This is a genomic window from Streptomyces sp. SYP-A7185, assembly GCF_046103685.1.
GTDB lineage: Bacteria > Actinomycetota > Actinomycetes > Streptomycetales > Streptomycetaceae > Streptomyces.
Genome location: NZ_CP122310.1, coordinates 5,322,889 through 5,344,502, shown reverse-complemented (window position 1 = coordinate 5,344,502; position 21,614 = coordinate 5,322,889). Strand labels below are relative to the sequence as shown.

Below are 21,614 nucleotides of genomic sequence, written 5' to 3'. Positions count from 1 at the left end.
CATGGTCGTCACTGGGTGGACGCGTGAGCGAGGCGGGGCGGTTGCGGTGGCCGGGGTTCCCCTTCCCGGCCACCGCAACCGCCCCGTTCACGTTCCTCCCCGGCCACGCTCCTCCCGGGGGAGCAGAGCCGTTCAGCCCAGCTTCGACACGTCCCGCACCGCGCCGCGGTCCGCGCTCGTGGCCATCGCCGCGTACGCCCGCAGGGCCGCCGAGACCTTGCGCTCACGGGCCTTGGGGGCGTAGACGCCGCCCAGTGCCTCGCGGCGGGCCGTCAGCTCCTCCTCGGGGACGAGGAGTTCGATGCCGCGGTTGGGGATGTCGATGCGGATGCGGTCGCCGTCCTCGACCAGGGCGATCGTGCCGCCGGACGCCGCCTCGGGCGACGCGTGGCCGATCGACAGGCCCGACGTGCCGCCGGAGAAGCGGCCGTCCGTGACCAGGGCGCAGGCCTTGCCGAGACCGCGGCCCTTCAGGAAGGACGTGGGGTAGAGCATCTCCTGCATGCCGGGGCCGCCCTTGGGACCCTCATACCGGATGACGACCACGTCGCCTTCCTTGACCTGCTTCTTGAGGATCTTGTCGACGGCCTCTTCCTGCGACTCGCAGACCACGGCCGGGCCCTCGAACGTCCAGATCGACTCGTCGACGCCCGCCGTCTTCACGACGCAGCCGTCCACGGCGAGGTTGCCCTTGAGGACCGCGAGGCCGCCGTCCTTCGAGTACGCGTGGGCCGCGTCCCTGATGCAGCCGCCCGCGGCGTCCGTGTCCAGGGAGTCCCAGCGCTTCGACTGGGAGAAGGCGGTCGCCGAGCGCTCGCAGCCCGGGGCCGCGTACCAGAGGTCGACCGCCTCGTCCGACGGCGAGCCGCCGCGCACGTCCCACGTCTCCAGCCAGTCCTTGATGGAGGCGGAGTGGACCGTGTGCACGTCCTCGTTCAGGAGGCCCGCGCGGTACAGCTCGCCGAGGATCGCGGGGATGCCGCCGGCGCGGTGCACGTCCTCCATGTAGTACGTGCCGCCGGGGGCCACGTTCGGGGCGACCTTGGCCAGGCAGGGCACGCGGCGCGAGACCTCGTCCATGTCGGCGAGGGTGTAGTCGAGCTCGGCCTCCTGCGCGGCGGCGAGGAGGTGCAGGATCGTGTTCGTGGAGCCGCCCATGGAGATGTCGAGCGCCATGGCGTTGTCGAAGGCGGCCCGGGTGGCGATGTTGCGCGGCAGGACCGAGGCGTCGTCGCCGTCGTAGTACCGCTTGGTGATCTCGACGACCGTGGCGCCCGCCCGCTCGTACAGCGCCCTGCGGCCGGTGTGCGTGGCGAGCATCGAGCCGTTGCCCGGCAGGGAGAGGCCGATGGCTTCGGTCAGGCAGTTCATGGAGTTGGCGGTGAACATGCCGGAACAGCTGCCGCACGTGGGGCAGGCGTTCTCCTCGATGCGGAGGATGTCCTCGTCCGAGACGTTCTCGTTCACCGCGTCGCTGATCGCGTTGACCAGGTCGAGTTTGCGGACCGTGCCGTCGACCAGCGTGGCCTTGCCGGCCTCCATCGGGCCGCCGGAGACGAAGACCGTCGGGATGTTGAGGCGCAGGGCCGCGTTCAGCATGCCGGGGGTGATCTTGTCGCAGTTGGAGATGCAGATCAGCGCGTCCGCGCAGTGCGCCTCCACCATGTACTCCACCGAGTCCGCGATCAGGTCGCGGGAGGGCAGGGAGTACAGCATGCCGCCGTGGCCCATCGCGATGCCGTCGTCCACGGCGATCGTGTTGAACTCGCGGGGGATGGCGCCCGCCGCCGTGATCGCCTCGGAGACGATCCGGCCGACCGGCTGGAGGTGGGTGTGGCCGGGGACGAACTCGGTGAAGGAGTTGGCGACGGCGATGATCGGCTTCCGCCCGATGTCCGCGCCGGGTACACCGGAGGCACGCATAAGGGCGCGTGCGCCCGCCATGTTGCGGCCGTGGGTGACTGTGCGGGACCTGAGCTCGGGCATCGTCGCTCGCTCCTTCGGGGATCTCAGAGACATAAGGATCGACTCTTGTCGAGCGTACGCCGACGCTCCACGATCTGGACAGGCTGTCCGCATAGCGGGACGGTCGTCTCGGTGAGCGGCCGTTCCGGCGCCGGTCAGCGGCCTCCGGCGCCTGTGACCGGCCAGTCGTGCGAACGCGCGCTCAGGGTCCGGTCAGATGTCCCTGCACCACCGGCGCGATCCGCGCGATGATCGCCTCGGGGTCCGCCGACGCCAGGGGCTCCACCTGGATCACGTACCGGAGCATCGCCGTCCCGACGAGCTGCGCCGCCGCCAGTTCCGCCCGCAGCTCGGCGTCCGGCTGGTCGATGCGGCGGGCCACCCTGCTGAGCAGCTGCGCCGCGATGAGGCGGCGGAAGACGGCGGCCGCCGTGTCGTTGTTCACCGCCGAGCGCACGATCGCCAGGAGCGGGGTGCGGGTGGCGGGGTTCTCCCAGACGCCGAAGATGAAGCGGGTCAGGCGCTCGCCGACGCCTTCCAGGGGGCCTTCCTCGACCGCGGTGGGCGCTTCGAGCGCGGGCGCGAAGGCCACCTCGATCGCCGAGGCGAAGACCTGCTCCTTCGTGCCGAAGTAGTGGTGCACGAGCGCGGAGTCCACGCCCGCGGCCTTGGCGATCCCGCGCACGGACGTCTTCTCGTACCCCCGGGCGGAGAACTCGGTGCGGGCCGCTTCCAGGATGCGGTCGCGCGTCGCCGGGCCCTCGGCCGACTCCGTACGGGAAGGGCGTCCTCTGCGGCGGGGGGCCGCGCCGCCGGGGGCCGCCGCCGTCACGGCGCGGTCTCCGTCACGACCGGGGCACCTTCACCGCGGACGCCAGGTGCAGCCGCGTGTAGGCCAGGGCCTCGGCGAGGTCGGCCTCGCGCTCGGCGCTGGACATCGCGCGGCGCGTGTTGACCTCGATGACGACGTGGCCGTCGAAGCCGCTCGTCGCGAGGCGCTCCAGGAGTTCGGCGCACGGCTGCGTGCCGCGGCCCGGCACCAGGTGCTCGTCCTTGGCGGAGCCCTTGCCGTCGGCGAGGTGGACGTGGCCGAGGCGGTCGCCCATGCGGTCGATCATCTGCATCGCGTCCGTACGCGCGGTCGCGGTGTGGCTGAGGTCGACCGTGAAGTGGCGGTAGTCGTCCTTCGTGACGTCCCAGTCGGGGGCGTAGGCGAGCATCTCGCGGTCGCGGTAACGCCACGGGTACATGTTCTCGACGGCGAATCGGACGTCCGTCTCGTCGGCCATCCGCCAGATGCCGTCGACGAATGCGTTCGCGTACCCCCGCTGCCAGCGGAAGGGCGGGTGCACGACCACGGTCGAGGCGCCCAGCTTCTCGGCGGCTGCCTGCGCGCGCTGGAGCTTCACCCACGGGTCCGTGGACCACACGCGCTGCGTGATCAGGAGACAGGGGGCGTGAACGGCGAGGATCGGGATCTGGTGGTAGTCGCTGAGTCTGCGCAGGGCCTCGACGTCCTGGCTGACGGGGTCGGTCCACACCATGACCTCTACGCCGTCGTAACCCAGGCGTGCGGCGATCTCGAAGGCCGTCGCCGTCGACTCCGGATAGACCGAGGCCGTCGACAGGGCGACCTTCGCATCCGGGATGCGCACCACTGGTTCTGCCACGAGGGACAGCGTACGGCCCATGCCCCGGCACCCGGGAGGTGGTATCCCGCACACCCGCGCCGTATGTGACGTATGTCTACGACCGGTGAGACGGCGGCCCACGAACCGCCGGTCACGACGTCGGCAGGTGGTCGAGCCTGCGCAGGATCACGCCCTCGCGCAGCGCCCACGGGCAGATCTCCAGCGTCTCGACGCCGAAGAGATCCATCGCACCCTCGGCGACGAGCGCCCCGGCGAGCAGTTGTCCGGCCCGCCCCTCGGAGACCCCGGGCAGTTCGGAGCGCTCGGCGGTCGTCATCGCGGCCAGCTGCGGGACCCAGTCCTCCAGGGACTTCCGCTTCAGCTCGCGCTGGACGTAGAGGCCGTCCGCCGAGCGCGCGGCGCCCGCGAGCCTGGCCAGCTGCTTGAACGTCTTCGACGTGGCGACGACGTGGTCCGGGGCGCCGAAGCGGCTGAACTCGCCCACCGTGCGCGCGATCTGGGCGCGCGCGTGCCGCCGCAGCGCCTTCACGTCGGCCGGGTCCGGCGGGTCCTGGCCGAACCAGGCGGACGTCAGGCGTCCGGCGCCGAGCGGCAGGCTGACCGCCGCGTCCGGCTCCTCGTCGATTCCGTACGCGATTTCGAGCGAGCCGCCGCCGATGTCGATGACCAGGAGCTTTCCCGCCGACCAGCCGAACCAGCGGCGGGCCGCGAGGAAGGTGAGGCGGGCCTCCTCGGCGCCGGTGAGGACCTGGAGGTCCACGCCGGTCTCGTCCTTGACCCGGGCCAGGACCTGATCGGCGTTGCTGGCCTCGCGGACGGCGGAGGTCGCGAACGGCAGCAGGTCCTCCACGCCCTTGTCCTCGGCGGCCTCCATCGCGTCCCGGACGGTGCCGACGAGGCGGTCGACGCCTTCGGGGCCGATCGCCCCGGCCTCGTCGAGGAGTTGGGCGAGCCGCAGATCCGCCTTGTGCGAGTAAGCGGGCAGGGGGCGCGCGCCGGGGTGTGCGTCCACCACCAGCAGATGCACCGTGTTCGAACCTACGTCGAGGACACCGAGTCTCATGTACGGAACGCTACTGCGCGTACGGCCGTCGCTGGTCCTCGGACCGGGTACCGCGCGCATACCCTGGAGTCGTGCCAAAGACGAAAAAGGCGAAGACCGACAAAACGAAGTCCCAGAAGAAGTCGGGGAAGCCGGCGAAGCCGGGAAAGGTACAGCCGGACGAGAAGGGCCTCGACTTCGCCCGCGCCTGGGTGGAGTTCCCGGATCCCGCGGACGACGAGCAGGTCTTCCGCTGCGATCTGACATGGCTGACCTCTCGGTGGAGCTGCATCTTCGGCAGTGGCTGCCAGGGCATTCAGGCGGGCCGCGCGGACGACGGCTGCTGCACTCTGGGTGCCCACTTCTCGGACGAGGACGACGAGAAGCGGGTCGCCGAGTCGGTGGCGCGGCTCACTCCGGACATCTGGCAGCACCACGACATCGGCACGGACAGCGGCTGGGTCTCGACGGACGACGACGGCGAGCGCCAGACCCGTCCGTACAACGGCTCCTGCATCTTCCAGAACCGGCCCGGTTTCGCCGGGGGCGCGGGGTGCTCGCTGCACATCCTGGCGCTGAAGGAGGGGCGTGAGCCGCTGGAGACGAAGCCGGACGTCTGCTGGCAGCTGCCGGTGCGCCGGACGTATGAGTGGATCGACCGGCCCGACGACACGCGCGTGCTCCAGGTGTCCATCGGGGAGTACGACCGGCGCGGCTGGGGCCCCGGAGGCCACGACCTGCACTGGTGGTGCACGTCGGCGACGTCGGCGCACGGCGCCGGCGACCCCGTGTACGTCTCCTACCGCCCCGAGCTGACGGAGCTCATGGGCAAGGAGGGGTACGACCGGCTCGCGCAGCTGTGCGAGGAGCGCCTCGCGTCCCAGCTGCCGTTGCTCGCGCCGCATCCCGCGGATCCCGTCCGGCCGGTGAACTAGCCCTCGCCCGGACTCGGGCCGCCGCTGTCGCTCGGCGGCGGTGTCGAGGTGCCCGGGTCCGAGGGAGTCGGCGTCGGGTCCGGCGTGCTCGGGGTCGGCGTCGGGTCCGGATCGGGGTCCGACGGGGTCGGGGTGGGGTCCGGGGTCGTCGGGGTGGGCCTCGGCTTCGGCGGGACCGGGGTCGGCCTGGGGCCGGGGTGCGTCGGGCGTCCCGAGCCGTTGCCGTATCCGCTGATCGAGATGATCGCTCCCGAGGGGGCGATGGAGACGCGGGCGCTCCAGTGTCCGGCCGGCTCCCGCGCGTGGTCGACGTAGACCCGGATCGTGGACGTCTCGCCCGGGGCGAGCGTCCCGGACGACCGGCTCAGGTAGAGCCAGGACGCCCCCGAACTCGCCGTCCAGTGGACCGGTTCGCCGCCCGAGGCGGAGAGCGTGATCAGGGTCGTCCCGCCGCTCGACTGCGCCTGGACGGTGAGGCGTCCGGCGCCGGTGCCCGAGCGGGACGGCGGCGATCCGGCGCTGATGACCTCCACGGAGACGTCCGGTGAGCGGCTGCCCGCGGTGAAGCGGGGGTCGGGCGGCGTGTCGGCGTTGCCCGCGTTCTCGTAGTCCTCGCGCCTGCGGTCGCCGTTGTTCCCGTCCGAGCCTTCCTCGCTGGCGCTGACCGAGCGGCCGTCCTGGCCCTCACCGGTCAGCGGGGCTCCCCTGTACGCCGCCCAGAGGGCGAGCACCGGGGCGGCCACCACGGTGGCGACGACCGTCGTCGTGACGGCGCGGGCGCGCATCCGGTCGCGGCGGGCCGCGTGGTCCTTGGGGTCCATCGGGAAGCCGCGGCGGTCGAAGCGCGGACCGCCGCCCCGCGCGCGCGAAACGTGCGCCATCGCCCTGTGCACGGCGGCGCGGGGGGCCTCGATGACGGGCAGCGTGGCCGGGGACGCCGCCGTGCCGGGCCAGGCGCCGGAGCCCGCGCGCTCGGCGGTGCGGCGGCAGCGCGGGCAGTCGTCGACGTGCCGGACCAGTTCGCGGCGCAGGGCCGTGCCCAGGAGGAGTTGGTTGTCGCCGGTGAGGCGGGCGACGATCGGGCAGGTGCCGGTCTCCACGACGGCGAGCGCGGCCCGGGTGCGCTCCACCTCGCAGGCGGCGGTCGCCAGGAGGTCGCGGGTCTTCACGGCGTCCAGGCCGATGACCGCGGCGACTTCCTTGGGGGCGAGCTGGTGCCGTACGGCGAGCTCCAGGGCCTCGCGCTGCTCGGGCGTCGTGCCCGCGGCCTCCGGCCAGGCCAGCTGGGCGAGTTCGCGGCGGCGCTGCCGCTCCCCCTCGTCCGGCCGGGTGTCGGACTCGCCGGCCTTCGGGGCGCGCGGGGCCGCTCCGGAGGCGTGCGCGCCCTGGCGCTTGCGCTTGGCGTCGGCGAGGGCGCGCAGGCAGACCCAGCGGGCGAGTGCGTACAGCCAGGACTTCAGCTCGGCCTCGGTGCCGGGGCCGCGGGCGCCGCGGCGCTCGGCGATGGCCAGTACGTCGCCCAGGGCGGCGGTCGCCGCGTCGTGATCGCAGAGCACGGACAGGCAGTACGTGAACAGGCCGTCCAGACAGGGCTCATAGCGGGCGGGCGGCGCCTGCGGCACCGAGCGGGGCACGACGCGCTGGCGCGCGTCACGATGCGCCCGGTGTGCGCCGGTTGCTTGGGTGGGGGTTTCCGGCCTGCTGCTCATCACCCGTGCGAAGTTAGGCGGATGATGCCGGGCCCCTCTTCCCACTTGAGCACATTTAATCCTTACGGGTGAACAGATCCCTCAAAAGGGGACAGGAACCCATGATTCCGTGACCCGCGCCCGCGCCTGGGGGCGGGCGCCGTCCGAACCGGTCCGGTGCTGGTCGAGCGGGCGCCGTCCGAACGGGTCCGGTGCTGATCCGGTGCCGGTCCGGCGTTGTCAGTGGCGACCGCTACGGTTCGGTCCATGGCTGCCCGTACGAAATCCGGCAAAGACCGGCCGTCCTACCGCTGCACCGAGTGCGGCTGGCAGACGGCCAAATGGCTCGGCCGCTGCCCCGAGTGCCAGGCCTGGGGGACGGTCGAGGAGTACGGCGCGCCCGCGGTCCGCACCACCGCCCCCGGCCGCGTCACCTCCTCCGCCCTGCCCATCGGCGAGGTCGACGGCCGGCAGGCCACCGCACGCTCGACCGGCGTCCCCGAGTTCGACCGCGTCCTGGGCGGCGGCCTCGTCCCCGGCGCCGTGGCGCTGCTCGCGGGTGAGCCGGGCGTCGGCAAGTCGACGCTGCTCCTGGACGTGGCGGCGAAGTCGGCGAGCGACGAGCACCGCACGCTCTACGTCACCGGCGAGGAGTCGGCGAGCCAGGTCCGGCTGCGCGCCGACCGCATCAAGGCCATCCACGACCACCTGTATCTGGCGGCGGAGACCGATCTGGCCGCCGTCCTCGGCCACTTGGACGCGGTGAAGCCCTCCCTCCTGATCCTCGACTCGGTCCAGACGATCGCCTCCCCGGAGATCGACGGGGCGCCGGGCGGCGTCGCCCAGGTCCGCGAGGTGGCGGGCGCCCTCATCCGCGCCTCCAAGGAGCGCGGCATGGCCACGCTCCTGGTCGGCCACGTCACCAAGGACGGCGCGATCGCGGGCCCCCGGCTCCTGGAGCACCTCGTGGACGTCGTCCTGTCCTTCGAGGGCGACCGCCACGCGCGCCTGCGCCTGGTCCGCGGCGTCAAGAACCGGTACGGCACGACGGACGAAGTCGGCTGCTTCGAGCTGCACGACGAGGGCATCACCGGCCTGACCGACCCCAGCGGACTCTTCCTCACCCGCCGCACGGAGCCCGTCCCCGGCACCTGCCTGACCGTCACGCTCGAAGGCCGCCGCCCCCTGGTCGCCGAGGTGCAGGCCCTCACCGTCGACTCCCAGATCCCCTCCCCCCGGCGCACCACGTCCGGTCTGGAGACCTCCCGCGTCTCGATGATGCTGGCCGTCCTGGAGCAGCGGGGCCGGATCACGGCGCTCGGCAAGCGCGACATCTACAGCGCGACGGTCGGCGGCGTGAAACTCTCCGAGCCGGCCGCGGACCTCGCGATCGCCCTCGCCCTGGCCAGCGCGGCGAGCGACACCCCGTTGCCGAAAAATCTCGTCGCGATCGGCGAAGTGGGCCTCGCGGGCGAGGTCAGACGGGTCACGGGGGTCCAGCGCAGGCTGGCCGAAGCGCACCGTCTGGGCTTCACGCACGCCCTCGTCCCGGCCGATCCGGGCAAGATCCCGGCCGGTATGAAGGTCACCGAAGTCGCCGACATGGGGGACGCGCTGCGAGTCCTTCCGAGGTCGCGTCGCAGAGAGGCCCCACGGGAGGACGAGGAGCGCCGGTAGACTTTGCCCTGGTCTCGCCCATCCGTACGAAGCAGTCGTCCGGACCGGGGCTTGGACAACCCGCGACCCGAGGAGTGCAGTGGCAGCCAACGACCGGGCGTCAGCTCCCGGCAAGTCCGGTGGGAGTGCCGGTGCCGACGGGCTGATGCGCGCCTCCCTGAGCGCGGTCGCGCCCGGCACGGGCCTGCGCGACGGACTGGAGCGCATCCTCCGCGGCAACACCGGAGGACTCATCGTCCTCGGCTGGGACAAGACCGTCGAGTCGATGTGTACGGGCGGCTTCATCCTGGACGTCGAGTTCACGGCGACGCGCCTGCGCGAGCTGTGCAAGCTCGACGGCGGCATCGTCGTCGACAAGGACCTGACCAAGATCCTGCGGGCGGGCGTGCAGCTCGTCCCCGACCCGACGATCCCCACGGAGGAGACGGGCACCCGGCACCGCACCGCGGACCGCGTGTCCAAGCAGGTCGCCTTCCCGGTCGTCTCCGTCTCCCAGTCCATGCGCCTCATCGCGATCTACGTGGACGGCCAGCGCCGCGTCCTGGAGGACTCGGCGGCGATCCTGTCCCGCGCGAACCAGGCCCTGGCGACCCTGGAGCGGTACAAACTCCGCCTCGACGAGGTGGCGGGCACCCTGTCCGCGCTGGAGATCGAGGACTTGGTGACGGTCCGGGACGTCACGGCCGTCGCCCAGCGCCTGGAGATGGTCCGCCGGATCGCCACCGAGATCGCCGAGTACGTGGTGGAGCTCGGCACGGACGGCCGGCTCCTCGCCCTCCAGCTGGACGAGTTGATCGCGGGCGTCGAGCCCGAGCGCGAGCTGGTCGTCCGGGACTACGTGCCCGAACCCACCGCGAAGCGCTCCCGCACGGTCGAGGAGGCGCTCTTCGAGCTGGACGCGCTGAGCCACGCGGAGCTGCTCGAACTGCCCACCGTCGCGCGGGCGCTGGGGTACACCGGCTCCCCCGAGGCGCTGGACTCCGCGGTCTCCCCGCGGGGCTTCCGCCTCCTCGCCAAGGTGCCGCGCCTCCCCGGCGCCATCATCGACCGCCTGGTCGAGCACTTCGGCGGGCTCCAGAAGCTGCTCGCCGCGAGCGTCGACGACCTCCAGACCGTGGACGGCGTGGGCGAAGCGCGGGCCCGGAGCGTCCGGGAGGGGCTTTCCCGGCTGGCGGAGTCCTCGATCCTGGAGCGGTACGTCTAGCGGTCTGCCCTCTGTCGGCGTCAGCCTTTGGGCGTCAGCCCTCTTCCAGGACGAACGACGCCTGCACCGTCTTCAGGCCGGGGGACTTCGCCTCGACGAGGTAGGTGCCCGGTGCCGCGCTTCCCGGCGACGGCGTCGCGCACCGCGGCTCGCTCTTGCTGCGGTCCCACTCGACGGTGTGCGTCACGCGTCCGTCGCCCGGCACCCGCAGCAGCAGGCTCCCGTTGCCCGCCGGGCAGTCCGCCGAGGACCAGATCTGCTTGTCGCTGTCGGCCTGAGTGATCGTCAGGACGGTCTTCTTGCCGCCGAGGTCCACCTTGCAGGCCTTGCCCGCGCTGTTCTGGGCGACGAGTTCGAACTTGGGCTTCTCGCCGTCCTCGTAGCGGTTGTGGATGCTGCGCAGCTTCAACTTCACGTCGCCGCTGGTGCAGTTGGGCAGGCTCGACCCCGCGGGGAGCTGACCGCCGGAACCGCCGCCGCCCTTGGCGCCGTCGTCCGAGCCCGCGCCGTCGCCGCCGGCACCGCCCGCGCCACCGGATCCCGCGGAGTCACCGGAGCCTCCGCCGGAGCCGCCCGAGCCGGAGCCGCCGCCGTCGTCCCCGTCGCCCGACTCGTCGCGCCCGCCCGGGTTTTGGCTGATGGCCGGTCCGGAACTGGAGGGCCCCGGCGTGATGGACGTGGCGGGTCCGGAGCCCGAAGGCCCGTCGGCACCGTCGTTCTTGCCCCCGCCCCCCATCGTGAGCACCCACACGATCAGAAGCGCCAGCAGCCCGATCAAGGACAGCAGAATGGCCCTCCGACGCCAGTAGATGGTGGAGGGAAGCGGCCCGACCGGATTGCGCAGAGATCCCACGGCCCAAACCTTACGAGAGATCGGCGCGTCTTCCTGCCCCACCCGCCGCCCGGAGTCACAAAGTTTACGGATCATCATCACGGAACGATCCGTTCCGCTTCCGTACCCCTGTCTTTCGGCAGGGGCTGTGACGGGACGATCGCCGGATGTGACGATTCGGACCCACTACGTACCGTCCGTAATCATGGACCCCATGGACGACGATCTCTATCGCGATGTCACCGACTTCGCCAACGACACCCCTACCTGGTTCCAGCATCTCGCCGAGGTGTGGACGGAACTCGGCCTGCTGCTCTTCGGCGTGCTCTTCATCGTCGCGTGGTGGCGGGCGCGGCGCGGCGACCCGCGCGCCCTCGCGATAGCTGTACTCGCGCCCTTGGCCACGGCGGTGGCCTACGTGTGCAGCGAGATGCTCAAGTCCGTGATCGACGAGGAGCGTCCCTGCCGGGCGGTCTCCGGCGCGGTCGCCTCGATCGTCGAGTGCCCGGCGTACGGCGACTGGTCCTTCCCCAGCAACCACTCGACGATCGCGGGCGCCGCGGCCGTCGGGCTCGCGCTGGCCTGGCCGCGGATCGCGGTCCTGACGCTGCCGATGGCCGTCCTGATGGCGTTCTCGCGGGTCTTCGTCGGCGTGCACTATCCGCATGACGTACTGGTGGGCCTGCTGTTCGGCGCCGCGATCACCTTCGTCCTCGTACGTCTGGCGACGCGTTCCGTGGGCCGGGTGGTGGAGGCGATGCGGGGTTCCTCGACGGGCGTCGTCCGGTGGTTCGCGGGTCCGGGGCTGCCCGCGTCGCAGCAGCCGCCGGCCACGTCGCACCGACGGCCCGCGTCGCACCGCCGCTGAGACACCGGCCCTCACGAGGCCTACGGGGCGTGGGCGAAACCTACGGGACCCACGGGGCGTGGGCCGTCAGAGCCGCACGAGTCCCGCCTCGTAGGCGACGATCGCCGCCTGGACGCGGTTCTTGACCCCGAGCCGGTCGAGGACCGCGCTCACGTACGCCTTGACCGTGCCTTCGACGAGGTGGAGCCGGGCGGCGATCTCCGGGTTGGAGAGCCCCTCGCCGACGAGACCGAGCACCTCGCGTTCGCGCGGGGTGAGCACCTCGGTCCTGGCGCGGGCGTCGGCCCCGCGGCCCATGCGCTGGGCGCCGTAGCCGTCGATGACGTGCCGGGCCACCTTGGGCGAGAGGAAGGCGGCTCCCCCGGCCACCGCGCGTACGCCCGCGATGAGTTCGTGCGGGTCGCCGGACTTCAGGAGGAAGCCGGTGGCTCCGCCGCTCAGCGCTCGCGCGACGTACGCGTCCTCGGAGAAGGTCGTCAGCATCGCGACGGCGGTGCCGGGTACCGTCCGGACGATCTCCTCGCCCGCGGCCAGGCCGTCGAGCCCCGGCATGCGGATGTCCAGCAGCGCGACGTCGGGCCGGTGGGCCTGGGCCAGCGAGACGGCCTCCCGGCCGTCGCCCGCCTCCGCGACGACCTCGATGTCCTCGCCCGCGCCGAGGATCGCGCGGACGCCTGCGCGGATCATCGCCTCGTCGTCGGCCAGCAGTACGCGGATCACCGCACCCTCTCCTTCTCGTGCTTCTGGTCATGGCGGGCTCCGTCCATCGGGCCGGCCTTGGGGATCACGCTCTTCTCGACGAGGGTTCCGTCCCTGAAGCAGATCCTGAAGTGCGGGACGGTGACGAAGAGTTCGCCGCTGGCCCGGTAGTAGCGGCAGTCGGCGCCCTCGGGGGGCGGGGTCGGGGCGCGTTCCTCCGGTGGGTCGGACGCGGCGCGGTCGGGGAGCAGAGTTTCGGCCTCGGCCTGTGGCTGACCGGGCGTCAGCCGGGCGAAGGCGGCCGGTTCCAGGACGGCGTGCGAGCGGGAGTAGGCGTACCAGGCGAAGGCGCCGGCGACGAGGAGGACTCCGGTGGCCAGGGCGGCGCCGAAGGCCATCAGGGTCCGCTTGCGGGCGTACGCGGGGCCGGAGCCCGGGGGTGGCTTCGCCGGTTCGTCCTTGCGCCCGGGGAACCATGCGGCGACCCGGAAGCCGTCGCCGTGCGGGCCCGCGTCCAGAGTGCCGCCGAGGTCTTCGACCCTGGCCCGCAGTCCCACGAGGCCGGAGCCCGGTCCTGGGCCCGAACCCGGCTGCCGGGCGGCGCCGTTGGTGACGACGACGGCCGCTTCCCGCAGTTCTACGGTGACGGGGGCGCCGGGGGCGTGCTTGGCGGCGTTGGTCAGGGCTTCCTGGACGACGCGATAGACGGCTCGGTCGGCCTCGCTGTGGGGGGTGTCGCTGTGGGAGGTCTCGCTGCGAGGGGTCTCTTCGGCCGGTGCGGTCGTCTCCGTGCGGTCGGTCTCCCGGTCGTGCGGGGTCAATTCCGTGCGTTCGGGCTGCCCGCCCGGCGGGGTGAATTCCGTGCGCCCGGCGTCGTCCTCCACGACGTACCGGACCGGCAGGCCCGAATCGGCGGCCCTCTCCACGAGGGCCCGCACGCTTTCGCCGGCCGGGGCGAGCGGGGCCGTCTCGTCCCCGTCCTCCCGCAGCAGCCCGATGATCTCGTGCAGCCGGTCCGTGGCGTCCGATGCGGCCACGCGCAGGTCGGCGACGGCGGCGCGGTGCCGTTCCGGCAGGTCGGCGGCCACTTGGAGCGCGCCGGCCCGTACCGCGATGAGGCTCAGTTCGTGGCCGAGGGAGTCGTGCATGTCCTGGGCGATCCTGGCCCGTTCCCGTAGCCGGGCCCGGTCGGCGACGATGCGCTGCTCGCGCTCCAGGTGGTCGGCGCGGGTCCAGCCCGCCGCGGCGAGTTCCCGGCCTTGGCGCAGGTAGCGGCCCGCGAGCCACGGGAAGACGGCGCCGAAGAGGAGGGTGCCCATGAGGACGAGCCACTCCACGACGGGGTCGACCTGGCGTACGGCGATCTTGGCCGTGCCGAGGAGGGCGGTGGCGGCGAAGGTGAGGAGGGCGGGGCGGAGGCCGGTGGCTCTGCGGCCCATGAGCAGGGCGAAGGCGGCGAGGGCGGGGCCGTAGGAGAGGGAGAACAGGGAGGGGGCCGCGGCCAGGCTCAGGGCGGCGGTCGCGGCGAAGGCGGTCGGAGGGTGGCGACGGTGGGTGGCGGCGGCGAGGGCCAGCACCGTGAGCCCGGTGGCTTGCTGCCAGGCCGGGCGGGGTTCGTTCAGGCCCATCAGGTCCGCCGTCAGGGCGGGTAGGGCCAGCGCTGCCCAGAGGAGCGCGTCTCTCCTACGTCCACGTAGCACTCCCCGAAGCTACGTGCCTGGCGCAGCCTTCCGCCCCTGCCGATCGTCAGGTCCTACCGCCCGAGCCTTTCCCACCCGCATCCCCCGCGCACCGAACAAGCCTTTCCCACCCACCCACCCGATTACCCCGCAGCGCGCTGGTGGGGGTTCGTGCTCGGCGTGGCGTGGGGCGGGGTGGGGAGGGAAAACCTCGCCCCAGGCGCCCCGCCTGGCCTGAGGGGGGGTGTCGTCGTGGCAGGATCGTCGTGCCATGACTGCGCCCACGAAGCCCACGCCAATGTCAGACGCCCCCGAGACCCCCGAGCCCGCCGGCGAGGCCCTGCACGGGCCCGTCATCGCCTGGTTCGACGCGAACGCGCGCGACCTGCCGTGGCGGCGGGCCGACGCGGGGCCCTGGGGCGTGATGGTCAGCGAGTTCATGCTGCAGCAGACGCCGGTCAGCCGCGTCCTGCCCGTGTACGAGCAGTGGATCGCCCGCTGGCCCCGCCCCGCCGACCTCGCCAAGGAAGCCCCGGGCGAAGCCGTCCGCGCCTGGGGACGCCTCGGCTACCCCCGCCGCGCCCTGCGGCTGCACGGCGCCGCCGTCGCCATAACGGAACGGCACGGCGGCGACGTACCGACCAAGCACGCGCAGCTGCTCGCGCTGCCCGGCATCGGCGAGTACACGGCCGCGGCCGTCGCGTCCTTCGCCTACGGCCAGCGGCACGCCGTGCTCGACACGAACGTGCGCCGCGTCTTCGCGCGCGCCGTCACCGGCGTCCAGTACCCCCCGAACGCCACCACCGCCGCCGAGCGCAAGCTCGCCCGCGCCCTCCTGCCCGAGGACGAGCGCACGGCGTCCCGCTGGGCCGCCGCCTCCATGGAGCTCGGCGCCCTCGTCTGCACCGCCAAGAACGAGAACTGCGCGCGCTGCCCCATCGCCGCCCAGTGCGCGTGGCAGACGGCGGGGAAGCCGGCGCACCAGGGTCCCGCACGCCGGGGCCAGACGTACGCGGGCACGGACCGCCAGGTCCGCGGCAAGCTGCTCGCGGTGCTCCGCGAGGCCGTCGCCCCCGTGCCGCAGGCGGCCCTGGACCGCGTGTGGGACGAGCCCGTGCAGCGGGCCCGCGCCCTGGACGGGCTGGTCTCCGACGGTCTCGTCGAGCCGCTCGCCGACGGGTTCTACCGCCTGCCCCTGACGTAACCGCCCCCCGAGATCACCGCAAAACGCCCCCGCTTTACGCCTCGCCTACATCTGTTACACAACCGACGGCAGGCCGTGCGCCCTCCGCTGGCTGCTCCGCACAGCCTCGTGACAAGCCCTCCGTAGCTTCATAGCCGTACCGCACAAGCAGCGGTGGTCGGTGAACGGAGGCGGTTGGGTATGGCGCACGGCGAGGTGCTCGAGTTCGAAGAGTACGTCCGCACTCGGCAGGACGCCCTGCTGCGCAGTGCCCGGCGCCTGGTTCCCGACCCCGTCGACGCCCAGGACCTGCTCCAGACCGCCCTCGTGCGGACGTACGGCCGCTGGGACGGCATAGCCGACAAGCGGCTCGCGGACGCCTATCTGCGCCGCGTCATGATCAACACGCGTACGGAGTGGTGGCGGGCCCGCAAGCTCGAAGAGGTCCCCACCGAGCAGCTGCCCGACGCCCGCGTGGAAGACTCCACGGAGCAGCACGCGGACCGCGCCCTCCTGATGGACATCATGAAGGTGCTCGCACCCAAGCAGCGCAGCGTCGTCGTGCTGCGACACTGGGAGCAGATGTCCACGGAGGAGACGGCGGCGGCACTCGGCATGTCGGCGGGAACGGTCAAGAGCACGCTGCACCGGGCGCTCGCCCGGCTCCGCCAGGAGCTGGAGAGCCGGGACCGCGAGGAGCCCGCCACCGGCGCGCTCGAACGTGAGGAGCGGGAGCGTTGCGCGGCCTAACCACCCGGGCTGGCAGGACGTTGAGGGCGGGGAGCGTGGCGGCGGTCGCGCTCGCCGCCGTCGGGCTTTTCCTCACCGCGTGCTCGACCGGCGGCTCCGGCGCCCGGGACGAGGGCCCCGGCAACCGGGGCGAGACGGTGATGACCCCCTCGCCGTCCCCGACGCCGTCGACGACGTCCGCGCCCTCGCCGCCCTCCAGCCTGGAGGCGGTGAAGCTCGTCAAGGACGACCCGAAGGTGAGCCGGACGGTCAAGCGCGACCTGAAGCCCTGCGTCGCCGACGAGTACCCGGTCGACGTCTCGTACGGCAACCTGACCGGAGGATCCGCCTCCGATGTCGTCGTGAACATCATGACCTGCGGCGATGCGGTCGGTACCAGCAGTTATGTGTATCGCGCCGAGGGCAAGAAGTACGAGAATGTCTTCCAGGACGAGGAGCCGCCCGTCTACGCGGAGATCGACCGGGGCGACCTGGTGGTCACCAAGCAGGTGTACGAGAAGGGTGATCCCGTGTCGTATCCGTCCGGCGAGGAGGTCATCACGTACCGCTGGTCGTCGAACCACTTCACCGAGACGGACCGCACGCGCAGCCACTACAGCAGCGCGGCCGGCAGTGACGCACCCGCTCCGACGGAGGACTGAGAGCACGCGATGGCAGAGCACACCCATGTCCTGTTCGTCGAGGACGACGACGTCATCCGCGAGGCGACGCAGCTCGCGCTCGAACGGGACGGCTTCGTCGTCACCGCGATGCCGGACGGGCTCCGGGGCCTGGAGGCGTTCCGCGCCGACCGCCCGGACATCGCGCTCCTGGACGTGATGGTGCCGGGCCTGGACGGCGTCTCGCTGTGCCGCCGTATCCGCGACGAGTCCACGGTTCCGGTGATCATGCTCTCGGCGCGTGCCGACTCCATCGACGTCGTGCTCGGCCTGGAGGCGGGGGCCGACGACTACGTGACCAAGCCCTTCGACGGCGCCGTCCTGGTGGCCAGGATCCGTGCCGTGCTGCGCCGCTTCGGGCACGCGAGCGGCCCCGAATCGGCGGCGCCCGCCACCGGTGAGGGCGGTCCGGCGGGCGGCGGTGTCCTGCACTTCGGCGATCTGGAGATCGACACGGAGGGCATGGAGGTCCGCAGGGACGGCGCTCCGGTCGCCCTGACGCCCACCGAGATGCGCCTGCTGCTCGAATTCTCCTCCGCGCCCGGCACGGTCCTCTCCCGCGACAAGCTCCTGGAGCGGGTCTGGGACTACGGCTGGGGCGGTGACACCCGCGTCGTCGACGTCCATGTGCAGCGGCTGCGCACGAAGGTGGGCCAGGACCGGATCGAGACGGTCCGCGGCTTCGGCTACAAGCTCAAGGCGTGAGCCGACGGCATGACTGAAGGACAGAACGGCGCGGCACGGTCCGGCGCCGCGGCGGCACGTCTCGGGGGACGGACATGAGCGGGGGGACGGTGGCCGGGCTGCGCGGCCGGCTGCGCGGGCGGCTGCGCGGGCGGCTGCGGCCGGGGACCGCGCTGCGCACCGGCGTGCGGTGGAAGATCAGCGCGGCGATCGCGCTGGTCGGGGCGCTGGTCGCGGTGGCGCTGAGCCTGGTCGTGCACAACGCGGCGCGCGTCTCGATGCTGGACAACGCGCGCGACGTGCAGGACGAGCGGATCCTGTACGCCCAGCGGATCTACGAGACGTCCGGGCGCACGGGCCAGTTCGGCATGAAGATCGACGACCCCGAGATGCCCAAGGACCTCCTGGCGAAGGTGCTGGCCGGGCGGCGCGCGACGTACGTCGAGGAGCACGACGGCGGGGTGCCGGACATCTGGGCGGCGGTGCCGCTGAGCGACGGCCACATCCTGTCGCTGCACACCCGCTTCACCGACCGCAGCGCCACCGTCATGAAGGACCTCGACCAGGCCCTGGTCATCGGCTCCATCTCGGTCGTCTTCGGCGGCTGCGCGCTCGGCGTGCTCATCGGCGGTCAGCTCTCGCGGCGCCTGCGCAAGGCGGCGACCGCGGCGCAGGAGGTCGCCCAGGGACAGACGGACGTGAGCGTACGAGATGCCATCGGCGGTGTCGTGCGCGACGAGACCGACGATCTGGCGCGGTCGGTGGACGCGATGGCGGACGCGCTCAAGCAGCGCCTCGAAGCCGAGCGGCGGGTGACGGCGGACATCGCGCACGAGCTGCGTACACCGGTGACCGGCCTGCTCACGGCGGCCGAACTGCTGCCGCCCGGCCGGCCGACCGAGCTGGTCAGGGACCGGGCGCAGGCGATGCGCACGCTCGTCGAGGACGTGCTCGAAGTGGCCCGTCTGGACAGCGCGGCCGAGCGGGCCGAGTTGCAGGACCTGATGCTGGGCGAGTTCGTGACGCGGCGGATCGCGGTGCTGAACTCGGACGTGCGCGTGACGGTGGTGCACGAGTCGGAGGTGACCACCGATCCGCGCCGCCTGGAGCGCATCCTGGGCAATCTCCTCGCCAACGCGGCCAAGCACGGGAAGCCGCCGGTGGAGGTCAGCGTCGAGGGCCGCGTGGTGCGGGTGCGCGACCACGGCCCCGGGTTTCCCGCGGGTCTCCTGGAGGAGGGCCCGAGCCGGTTCCGCACGGGCAGCAGCGACCGGGCGGGCGTCGGGCACGGCCTGGGCCTGACCATCGCGGCGGGTCAGGCGCGGGTCCTGGGCGCGCGGCTCACCTTCCGCAACGTGGCCCCGGCGGGCGCGGGGCCGGACGATCCGGCGGAGGGCGCGGTGGCGGTCCTGTGGCTGCCGGAACACGCCCCGACGAACACGGGCAGCTTCCCGATCCTGCGACTGCCGGACACGTACAAGTAGCCCGCGGGGCCGGTCCGCTTTTCTGGCGTACGACGGCAACGGGCCCCGGCACCATCAGGTGCCGGGGCCCGTTCAGCCGAGGGAGGTCGGGGCGTGCGGGTCAGACGGACTCTGCGACCGCGTCCCGCGCCCCGGGAGCGGCGTCCCCTGCCGCGCCCTCGGCGTCCTTGGGTCCGGAGGTCTTGGCCCGGGAGGCCTCGGGCTCGGACGCCTCGGCCTCCGGGTTCCGCGGACCGGAGTCGGAGGGCTCCGCGTCCTTGGGCCCGGCCCCCCGCAGGGGGACCTCCTTCACGAACAGCGCGGCGAGCAGCGCCGCCACCCCGATGACCGCCCCGAGCAGGAACGCCGAGTGCGTACCGGCGGACACCGCGTGCTGATAGGCCTCCCGCACCGGCGCGGCCAGCTGCCGCAGGCTGTCGGCGTCCAGCTGCGCCGACTGCTCGGTGACCTTGCCGCCCAGCTCACCGGCCCGCTCGGCCATCGTGTGCTCGACCCGGTTGTTGAAGAGCGCCCCCATGATCGCGACGCCGAAGGAGGAGCCGAGCGTCCGGAAGAGCGTGGCCGATGACGACGCGACGCCCATGTCCTTCATCTCGACGCTGTTCTGCGCCACCAGCATGGTGATCTGCATCAGGCAGCCCATGCCCGCACCGAGCACGGCCATGTAGACGCCCGACATGAAGCGCGTGGTGTCGGTGTCCATCGTGGACAGCAGGAACAGGCCGAGGACCATCAGGACGGTGCCGGCGATCGGGAAGACCTTGTACTTGCCGGTGGAGGTGGTGAACCGTCCCGAGAAGAACGAGACGACCATCATCGAGAGCAGCATCGGCAGCAGGAGCAGACCGGAGTTGGTGGCCGACGCGCCCTGGACCGCCTGCTGGTAGAGCGGCAGGAACAGCATCGCGCCGAACATCACGAAGCCGGTGAGGAAGCCGATCACCGACATCAGCGTGAAGTTGAGGCTGCGGAAGATGTGCAGCGGCAGAATCGGTTCGGCCGCCTTCTTCTGCACGATGACGAAGCTGATGAGCGCGACCACGCCGATCGCGATGAGCTCCATGATCACCGTCGAGGTCCAGGCGTACTCCGTGCCGCCCCAGGTGGTGACGAGCACGAGCGAGCTGATGCCCACGGTCAGGAGTCCCGCACCGAGGTAGTCGATGCGCCCCTCCGCCTTCTTCTTCGGCAGGTGCAGCACGGCGGTCACCATGGCGAGCGCGACGGCGCCGAGCGGCAGGTTGATGTAGAAGGCCCAGCGCCAGCCGAGGTGGTCGGTGATGGTGCCGCCGACGAGCGGTCCGCCGATCATGGCGACCGCCATGACGCCGGTCATCATGCCCATGTACTTGCCGCGCTCCCGCGGCGTGACCAGCTCACCGATGATCGCCATGACGCCGACCATCAGACCGCCCGCGCCGAGCCCCTGGACCGCGCGGAAGCCGATCAGCTGGCCCATGTCCTGCGCCATGCCGCTGAGCACCGAACCGGCCAGGAAGATGACTATGGAGGTGAGGAAGACGCCCTTGCGGCCGTACATGTCGCCGAGCTTGCCCCAGATGGGCGTCGAGGCCGCGGTCGCGAGCATGTACGCGGTGACGACCCACGACAGGTGCTCGATGCCGCCGAGGTCGCCGACGATCGTCGGCATCGCGGGGCTCACGATCATGTTGTCGAGCATCGCGAGCAGGATGGTGACCATCAGCGCCATCATCACGACGCGCACGCTGCGCGGCTGTGGCGCTTCCTTGGTCTGCTCCGCCGGACTCGCCTGCTCTCCCGGCTTTTTCTTGGTCTCCGCCATGTTCCCCAACTCCCCGGTTCACCCGACTGCCGTTCCCACTTACTTGCCGACCGGCAAGCTGACTACACTGAGGGAAACTAGACCCCCAACTAGCCGGGCGTCAAGTAAGTAAAATCGGGTCCAAGGATTCGAGTCGAGGGAGCCGAGGAGCACCAGATGGTCACGGGCACAGGCGCCGGCACGGGCGCGGGCACCGGAGCGGGCGCGGGCACCGGTAAGCAGCAGCGCCGCGGGGACACCCGCCAGCGCATCCAGGACGTGGCCCTCGAACTCTTCGCCGAGCAGGGGTACGAGAAGACGTCACTGCGCGAGATCGCGGAGCGTCTGGAGGTCACGAAGGCGGCGCTCTACTACCACTTCAAGACCAAGGAAGACATCCTCACCAGCATCTTCGAGGACCTGACCCGGCCCATCGACGAGCTGGTGGAGTGGGGCAAGGACCAGCCGCACACGCTGGAGATCAAGCGGACGATCCTGACCCGCTACAGCGAGATCCTCAAGGACGCCTCGCCGCTCTTCCGCTTCATGCAGGAGAACCAGGCGACGATGCGGGACCTGAAGACGGGTGAGACCTTCAAGGACCGCATGCTCAGCCTGCTCGACATCCTGCGCGAGCCGGACGCGCCGATGACGACGCAGGTGCGCTGCTTCAGCGCGCTGTTCACCATGCACGGCGGGATGTTCGTGCTCAAGGACGCCGAAGGCGACCCCGAGGAGAAGCGCAGGGCCATCCTGGAGGTCGCCATCGATCTGGTGACGCAGGCGCACGAAGGCGCCTGAGCGAGCGGGCAGACGAGCAAGCAGACGAA

At 72.0% G+C, this 21,614-nt stretch carries 19 protein-coding genes; 10 read left to right on the top strand and 9 right to left on the bottom strand.

What is annotated here, in order from left to right:
* Window positions 1–132: 132 nt before the first annotated feature.
* From ilvD to QBL25_RS23440, 4 genes are all read right to left on the bottom strand, one after another.
* Window positions 133–1,986, bottom strand: a complete 1,854-nt coding sequence (ilvD, locus tag QBL25_RS23455; protein WP_409058979.1) for a dihydroxy-acid dehydratase — start codon at window positions 1,984–1,986, stop codon at window positions 133–135.
* A 181-nt stretch (window positions 1,987–2,167) separates the two neighbouring features.
* On the bottom strand, window positions 2,168–2,797 hold the full coding sequence (locus QBL25_RS23450; RefSeq protein ID WP_409058978.1) for a TetR family transcriptional regulator: 630 nt from the start codon (window positions 2,795–2,797) through the stop codon (window positions 2,168–2,170).
* Window positions 2,798–2,810: 13 nt separating this feature from the next.
* Complete coding sequence (locus QBL25_RS23445; RefSeq protein WP_409058977.1) at window positions 2,811–3,635, bottom strand: sugar phosphate isomerase/epimerase family protein; 825 nt, start codon at window positions 3,633–3,635, stop codon at window positions 2,811–2,813.
* A gap of 112 nt (window positions 3,636–3,747) precedes the next feature.
* Window positions 3,748–4,680 carry a Ppx/GppA family phosphatase gene (locus QBL25_RS23440; RefSeq protein WP_409058976.1) on the bottom strand — a complete coding sequence of 311 codons (933 nt, stop codon included), beginning with the start codon at window positions 4,678–4,680 and terminating at the stop codon, window positions 3,748–3,750.
* Window positions 4,681–4,751: 71 nt separating this feature from the next.
* Here QBL25_RS23440 and QBL25_RS23435 point away from each other — a divergent pair, with 71 nt between their 5' ends.
* Complete coding sequence (locus QBL25_RS23435; RefSeq protein WP_409058975.1) at window positions 4,752–5,594, top strand: hypothetical protein; 843 nt, start codon at window positions 4,752–4,754, stop codon at window positions 5,592–5,594.
* Here the strand turns inward: QBL25_RS23435 and QBL25_RS23430 are convergent.
* A complete protein-coding gene (locus tag QBL25_RS23430; RefSeq protein WP_409058974.1) occupies window positions 5,591–7,306 on the bottom strand; it encodes a BACON domain-containing protein in 1,716 nt (571 codons plus the stop codon). The genes QBL25_RS23435 and QBL25_RS23430 overlap by 4 nt on opposite strands.
* Window positions 7,307–7,549: 243 nt before the next feature.
* On the opposite strand from QBL25_RS23430, the gene radA reads away from it, so the two are divergent.
* Window positions 7,550–8,959 (top strand): DNA repair protein RadA, encoded by a 1,410-nt coding sequence (gene radA / locus QBL25_RS23425; protein WP_409058973.1) that lies wholly within the window; start codon window positions 7,550–7,552, stop codon window positions 8,957–8,959.
* Between the two features lie 79 nt (window positions 8,960–9,038).
* Window positions 9,039–10,163, top strand: coding sequence for a DNA integrity scanning diadenylate cyclase DisA (disA, locus tag QBL25_RS23420; protein ID WP_409058972.1), 1,125 nt, complete (start codon window positions 9,039–9,041; stop codon window positions 10,161–10,163).
* 34 nt (window positions 10,164–10,197) lie between these two features.
* On the opposite strand, the gene QBL25_RS23415 is transcribed toward disA, so the two are convergent.
* Complete coding sequence (locus QBL25_RS23415; RefSeq protein WP_409058971.1) at window positions 10,198–11,016, bottom strand: hypothetical protein; 819 nt, start codon at window positions 11,014–11,016, stop codon at window positions 10,198–10,200.
* A 184-nt stretch (window positions 11,017–11,200) separates the two neighbouring features.
* On the opposite strand from QBL25_RS23415, the gene QBL25_RS23410 reads away from it, so the two are divergent.
* Window positions 11,201–11,863, top strand: coding sequence for a phosphatase PAP2 family protein (locus QBL25_RS23410; protein WP_409058970.1), 663 nt, complete (start codon window positions 11,201–11,203; stop codon window positions 11,861–11,863).
* A 66-nt stretch (window positions 11,864–11,929) separates the two neighbouring features.
* Here QBL25_RS23410 and QBL25_RS23405 read toward each other — a convergent pair whose 3' ends face one another.
* Window positions 11,930–12,583, bottom strand: coding sequence for a response regulator (locus tag QBL25_RS23405; protein ID WP_409058969.1), 654 nt, complete (start codon window positions 12,581–12,583; stop codon window positions 11,930–11,932).
* Window positions 12,580–14,190 carry a sensor histidine kinase gene (locus QBL25_RS23400; RefSeq protein ID WP_409058968.1) on the bottom strand — a complete coding sequence of 537 codons (1,611 nt, stop codon included), beginning with the start codon at window positions 14,188–14,190 and terminating at the stop codon, window positions 12,580–12,582. Before QBL25_RS23400 ends, QBL25_RS23405 begins: the two co-directional genes overlap by 4 nt.
* Before the next feature lie 322 nt (window positions 14,191–14,512).
* Between QBL25_RS23400 and QBL25_RS23395 the strand changes: the two genes are divergently transcribed.
* The 5 genes from QBL25_RS23395 (at window position 14,513) to cseC (ending at window position 19,001) form a co-directional block, all read left to right on the top strand.
* Window positions 14,513–15,445 (top strand): A/G-specific adenine glycosylase, encoded by a 933-nt coding sequence (locus QBL25_RS23395; RefSeq protein WP_409058967.1) that lies wholly within the window; start codon window positions 14,513–14,515, stop codon window positions 15,443–15,445.
* A 180-nt stretch (window positions 15,446–15,625) separates the two neighbouring features.
* Entirely contained in the window at window positions 15,626–16,174 is a 549-nt protein-coding gene (locus QBL25_RS23390; protein WP_344524701.1) for a SigE family RNA polymerase sigma factor, read from the top strand.
* Entirely contained in the window at window positions 16,162–16,815 is a 654-nt protein-coding gene (locus QBL25_RS23385) for a hypothetical protein (RefSeq protein WP_409058966.1), read from the top strand. The genes QBL25_RS23390 and QBL25_RS23385 overlap by 13 nt, the downstream gene beginning before the upstream one ends.
* Before the next feature lie 9 nt (window positions 16,816–16,824).
* The gene (cseB, locus tag QBL25_RS23380; protein WP_409058965.1) at window positions 16,825–17,538 is read left to right on the top strand and encodes a two-component system response regulator CseB; all 714 of its coding nucleotides are present in this window, start codon (window positions 16,825–16,827) and stop codon (window positions 17,536–17,538) included.
* Between the two features lie 74 nt (window positions 17,539–17,612).
* Entirely contained in the window at window positions 17,613–19,001 is a 1,389-nt protein-coding gene (gene cseC, locus QBL25_RS23375) for a two-component system sensor histidine kinase CseC (protein ID WP_409058964.1), read from the top strand.
* A 100-nt stretch (window positions 19,002–19,101) separates the two neighbouring features.
* On the opposite strand, the gene QBL25_RS23370 is transcribed toward cseC, so the two are convergent.
* A complete protein-coding gene (locus QBL25_RS23370; RefSeq protein WP_409058963.1) occupies window positions 19,102–20,805 on the bottom strand; it encodes an MDR family MFS transporter in 1,704 nt (567 codons plus the stop codon).
* A gap of 156 nt (window positions 20,806–20,961) precedes the next feature.
* Between QBL25_RS23370 and QBL25_RS23365 the strand changes: the two genes are divergently transcribed.
* Complete coding sequence (locus QBL25_RS23365; RefSeq protein ID WP_409058962.1) at window positions 20,962–21,585, top strand: TetR/AcrR family transcriptional regulator; 624 nt, start codon at window positions 20,962–20,964, stop codon at window positions 21,583–21,585.
* The last annotated feature ends 29 nt before the right edge of the window (window positions 21,586–21,614 follow it).

Coding starts and splice junctions, on each gene's coding strand:
- ilvD (WP_409058979.1), bottom strand. CDS start 1,986: ATGCCCGAGCTCAGGTCCCGCACAGTCACCCACGGCCGCAACATGGCG.
- QBL25_RS23440 (WP_409058976.1), bottom strand. CDS start 4,680: ATGAGACTCGGTGTCCTCGACGTAGGTTCGAACACGGTGCATCTGCTG.
- radA (WP_409058973.1), top strand. CDS start 7,550: ATGGCTGCCCGTACGAAATCCGGCAAAGACCGGCCGTCCTACCGCTGC.
- QBL25_RS23410 (WP_409058970.1), top strand. CDS start 11,201: ATGGACCCCATGGACGACGATCTCTATCGCGATGTCACCGACTTCGCC.
- QBL25_RS23400 (WP_409058968.1), bottom strand. CDS start 14,190: ATGGGCCTGAACGAACCCCGCCCGGCCTGGCAGCAAGCCACCGGGCTC.
- QBL25_RS23395 (WP_409058967.1), top strand. CDS start 14,513: ATGACTGCGCCCACGAAGCCCACGCCAATGTCAGACGCCCCCGAGACC.
- QBL25_RS23390 (WP_344524701.1), top strand. CDS start 15,626: ATGGCGCACGGCGAGGTGCTCGAGTTCGAAGAGTACGTCCGCACTCGG.
- cseB (WP_409058965.1), top strand. CDS start 16,825: ATGGCAGAGCACACCCATGTCCTGTTCGTCGAGGACGACGACGTCATC.
- cseC (WP_409058964.1), top strand. CDS start 17,613: ATGAGCGGGGGGACGGTGGCCGGGCTGCGCGGCCGGCTGCGCGGGCGG.
- QBL25_RS23370 (WP_409058963.1), bottom strand. CDS start 20,805: ATGGCGGAGACCAAGAAAAAGCCGGGAGAGCAGGCGAGTCCGGCGGAG.
- QBL25_RS23365 (WP_409058962.1), top strand. CDS start 20,962: ATGGTCACGGGCACAGGCGCCGGCACGGGCGCGGGCACCGGAGCGGGC.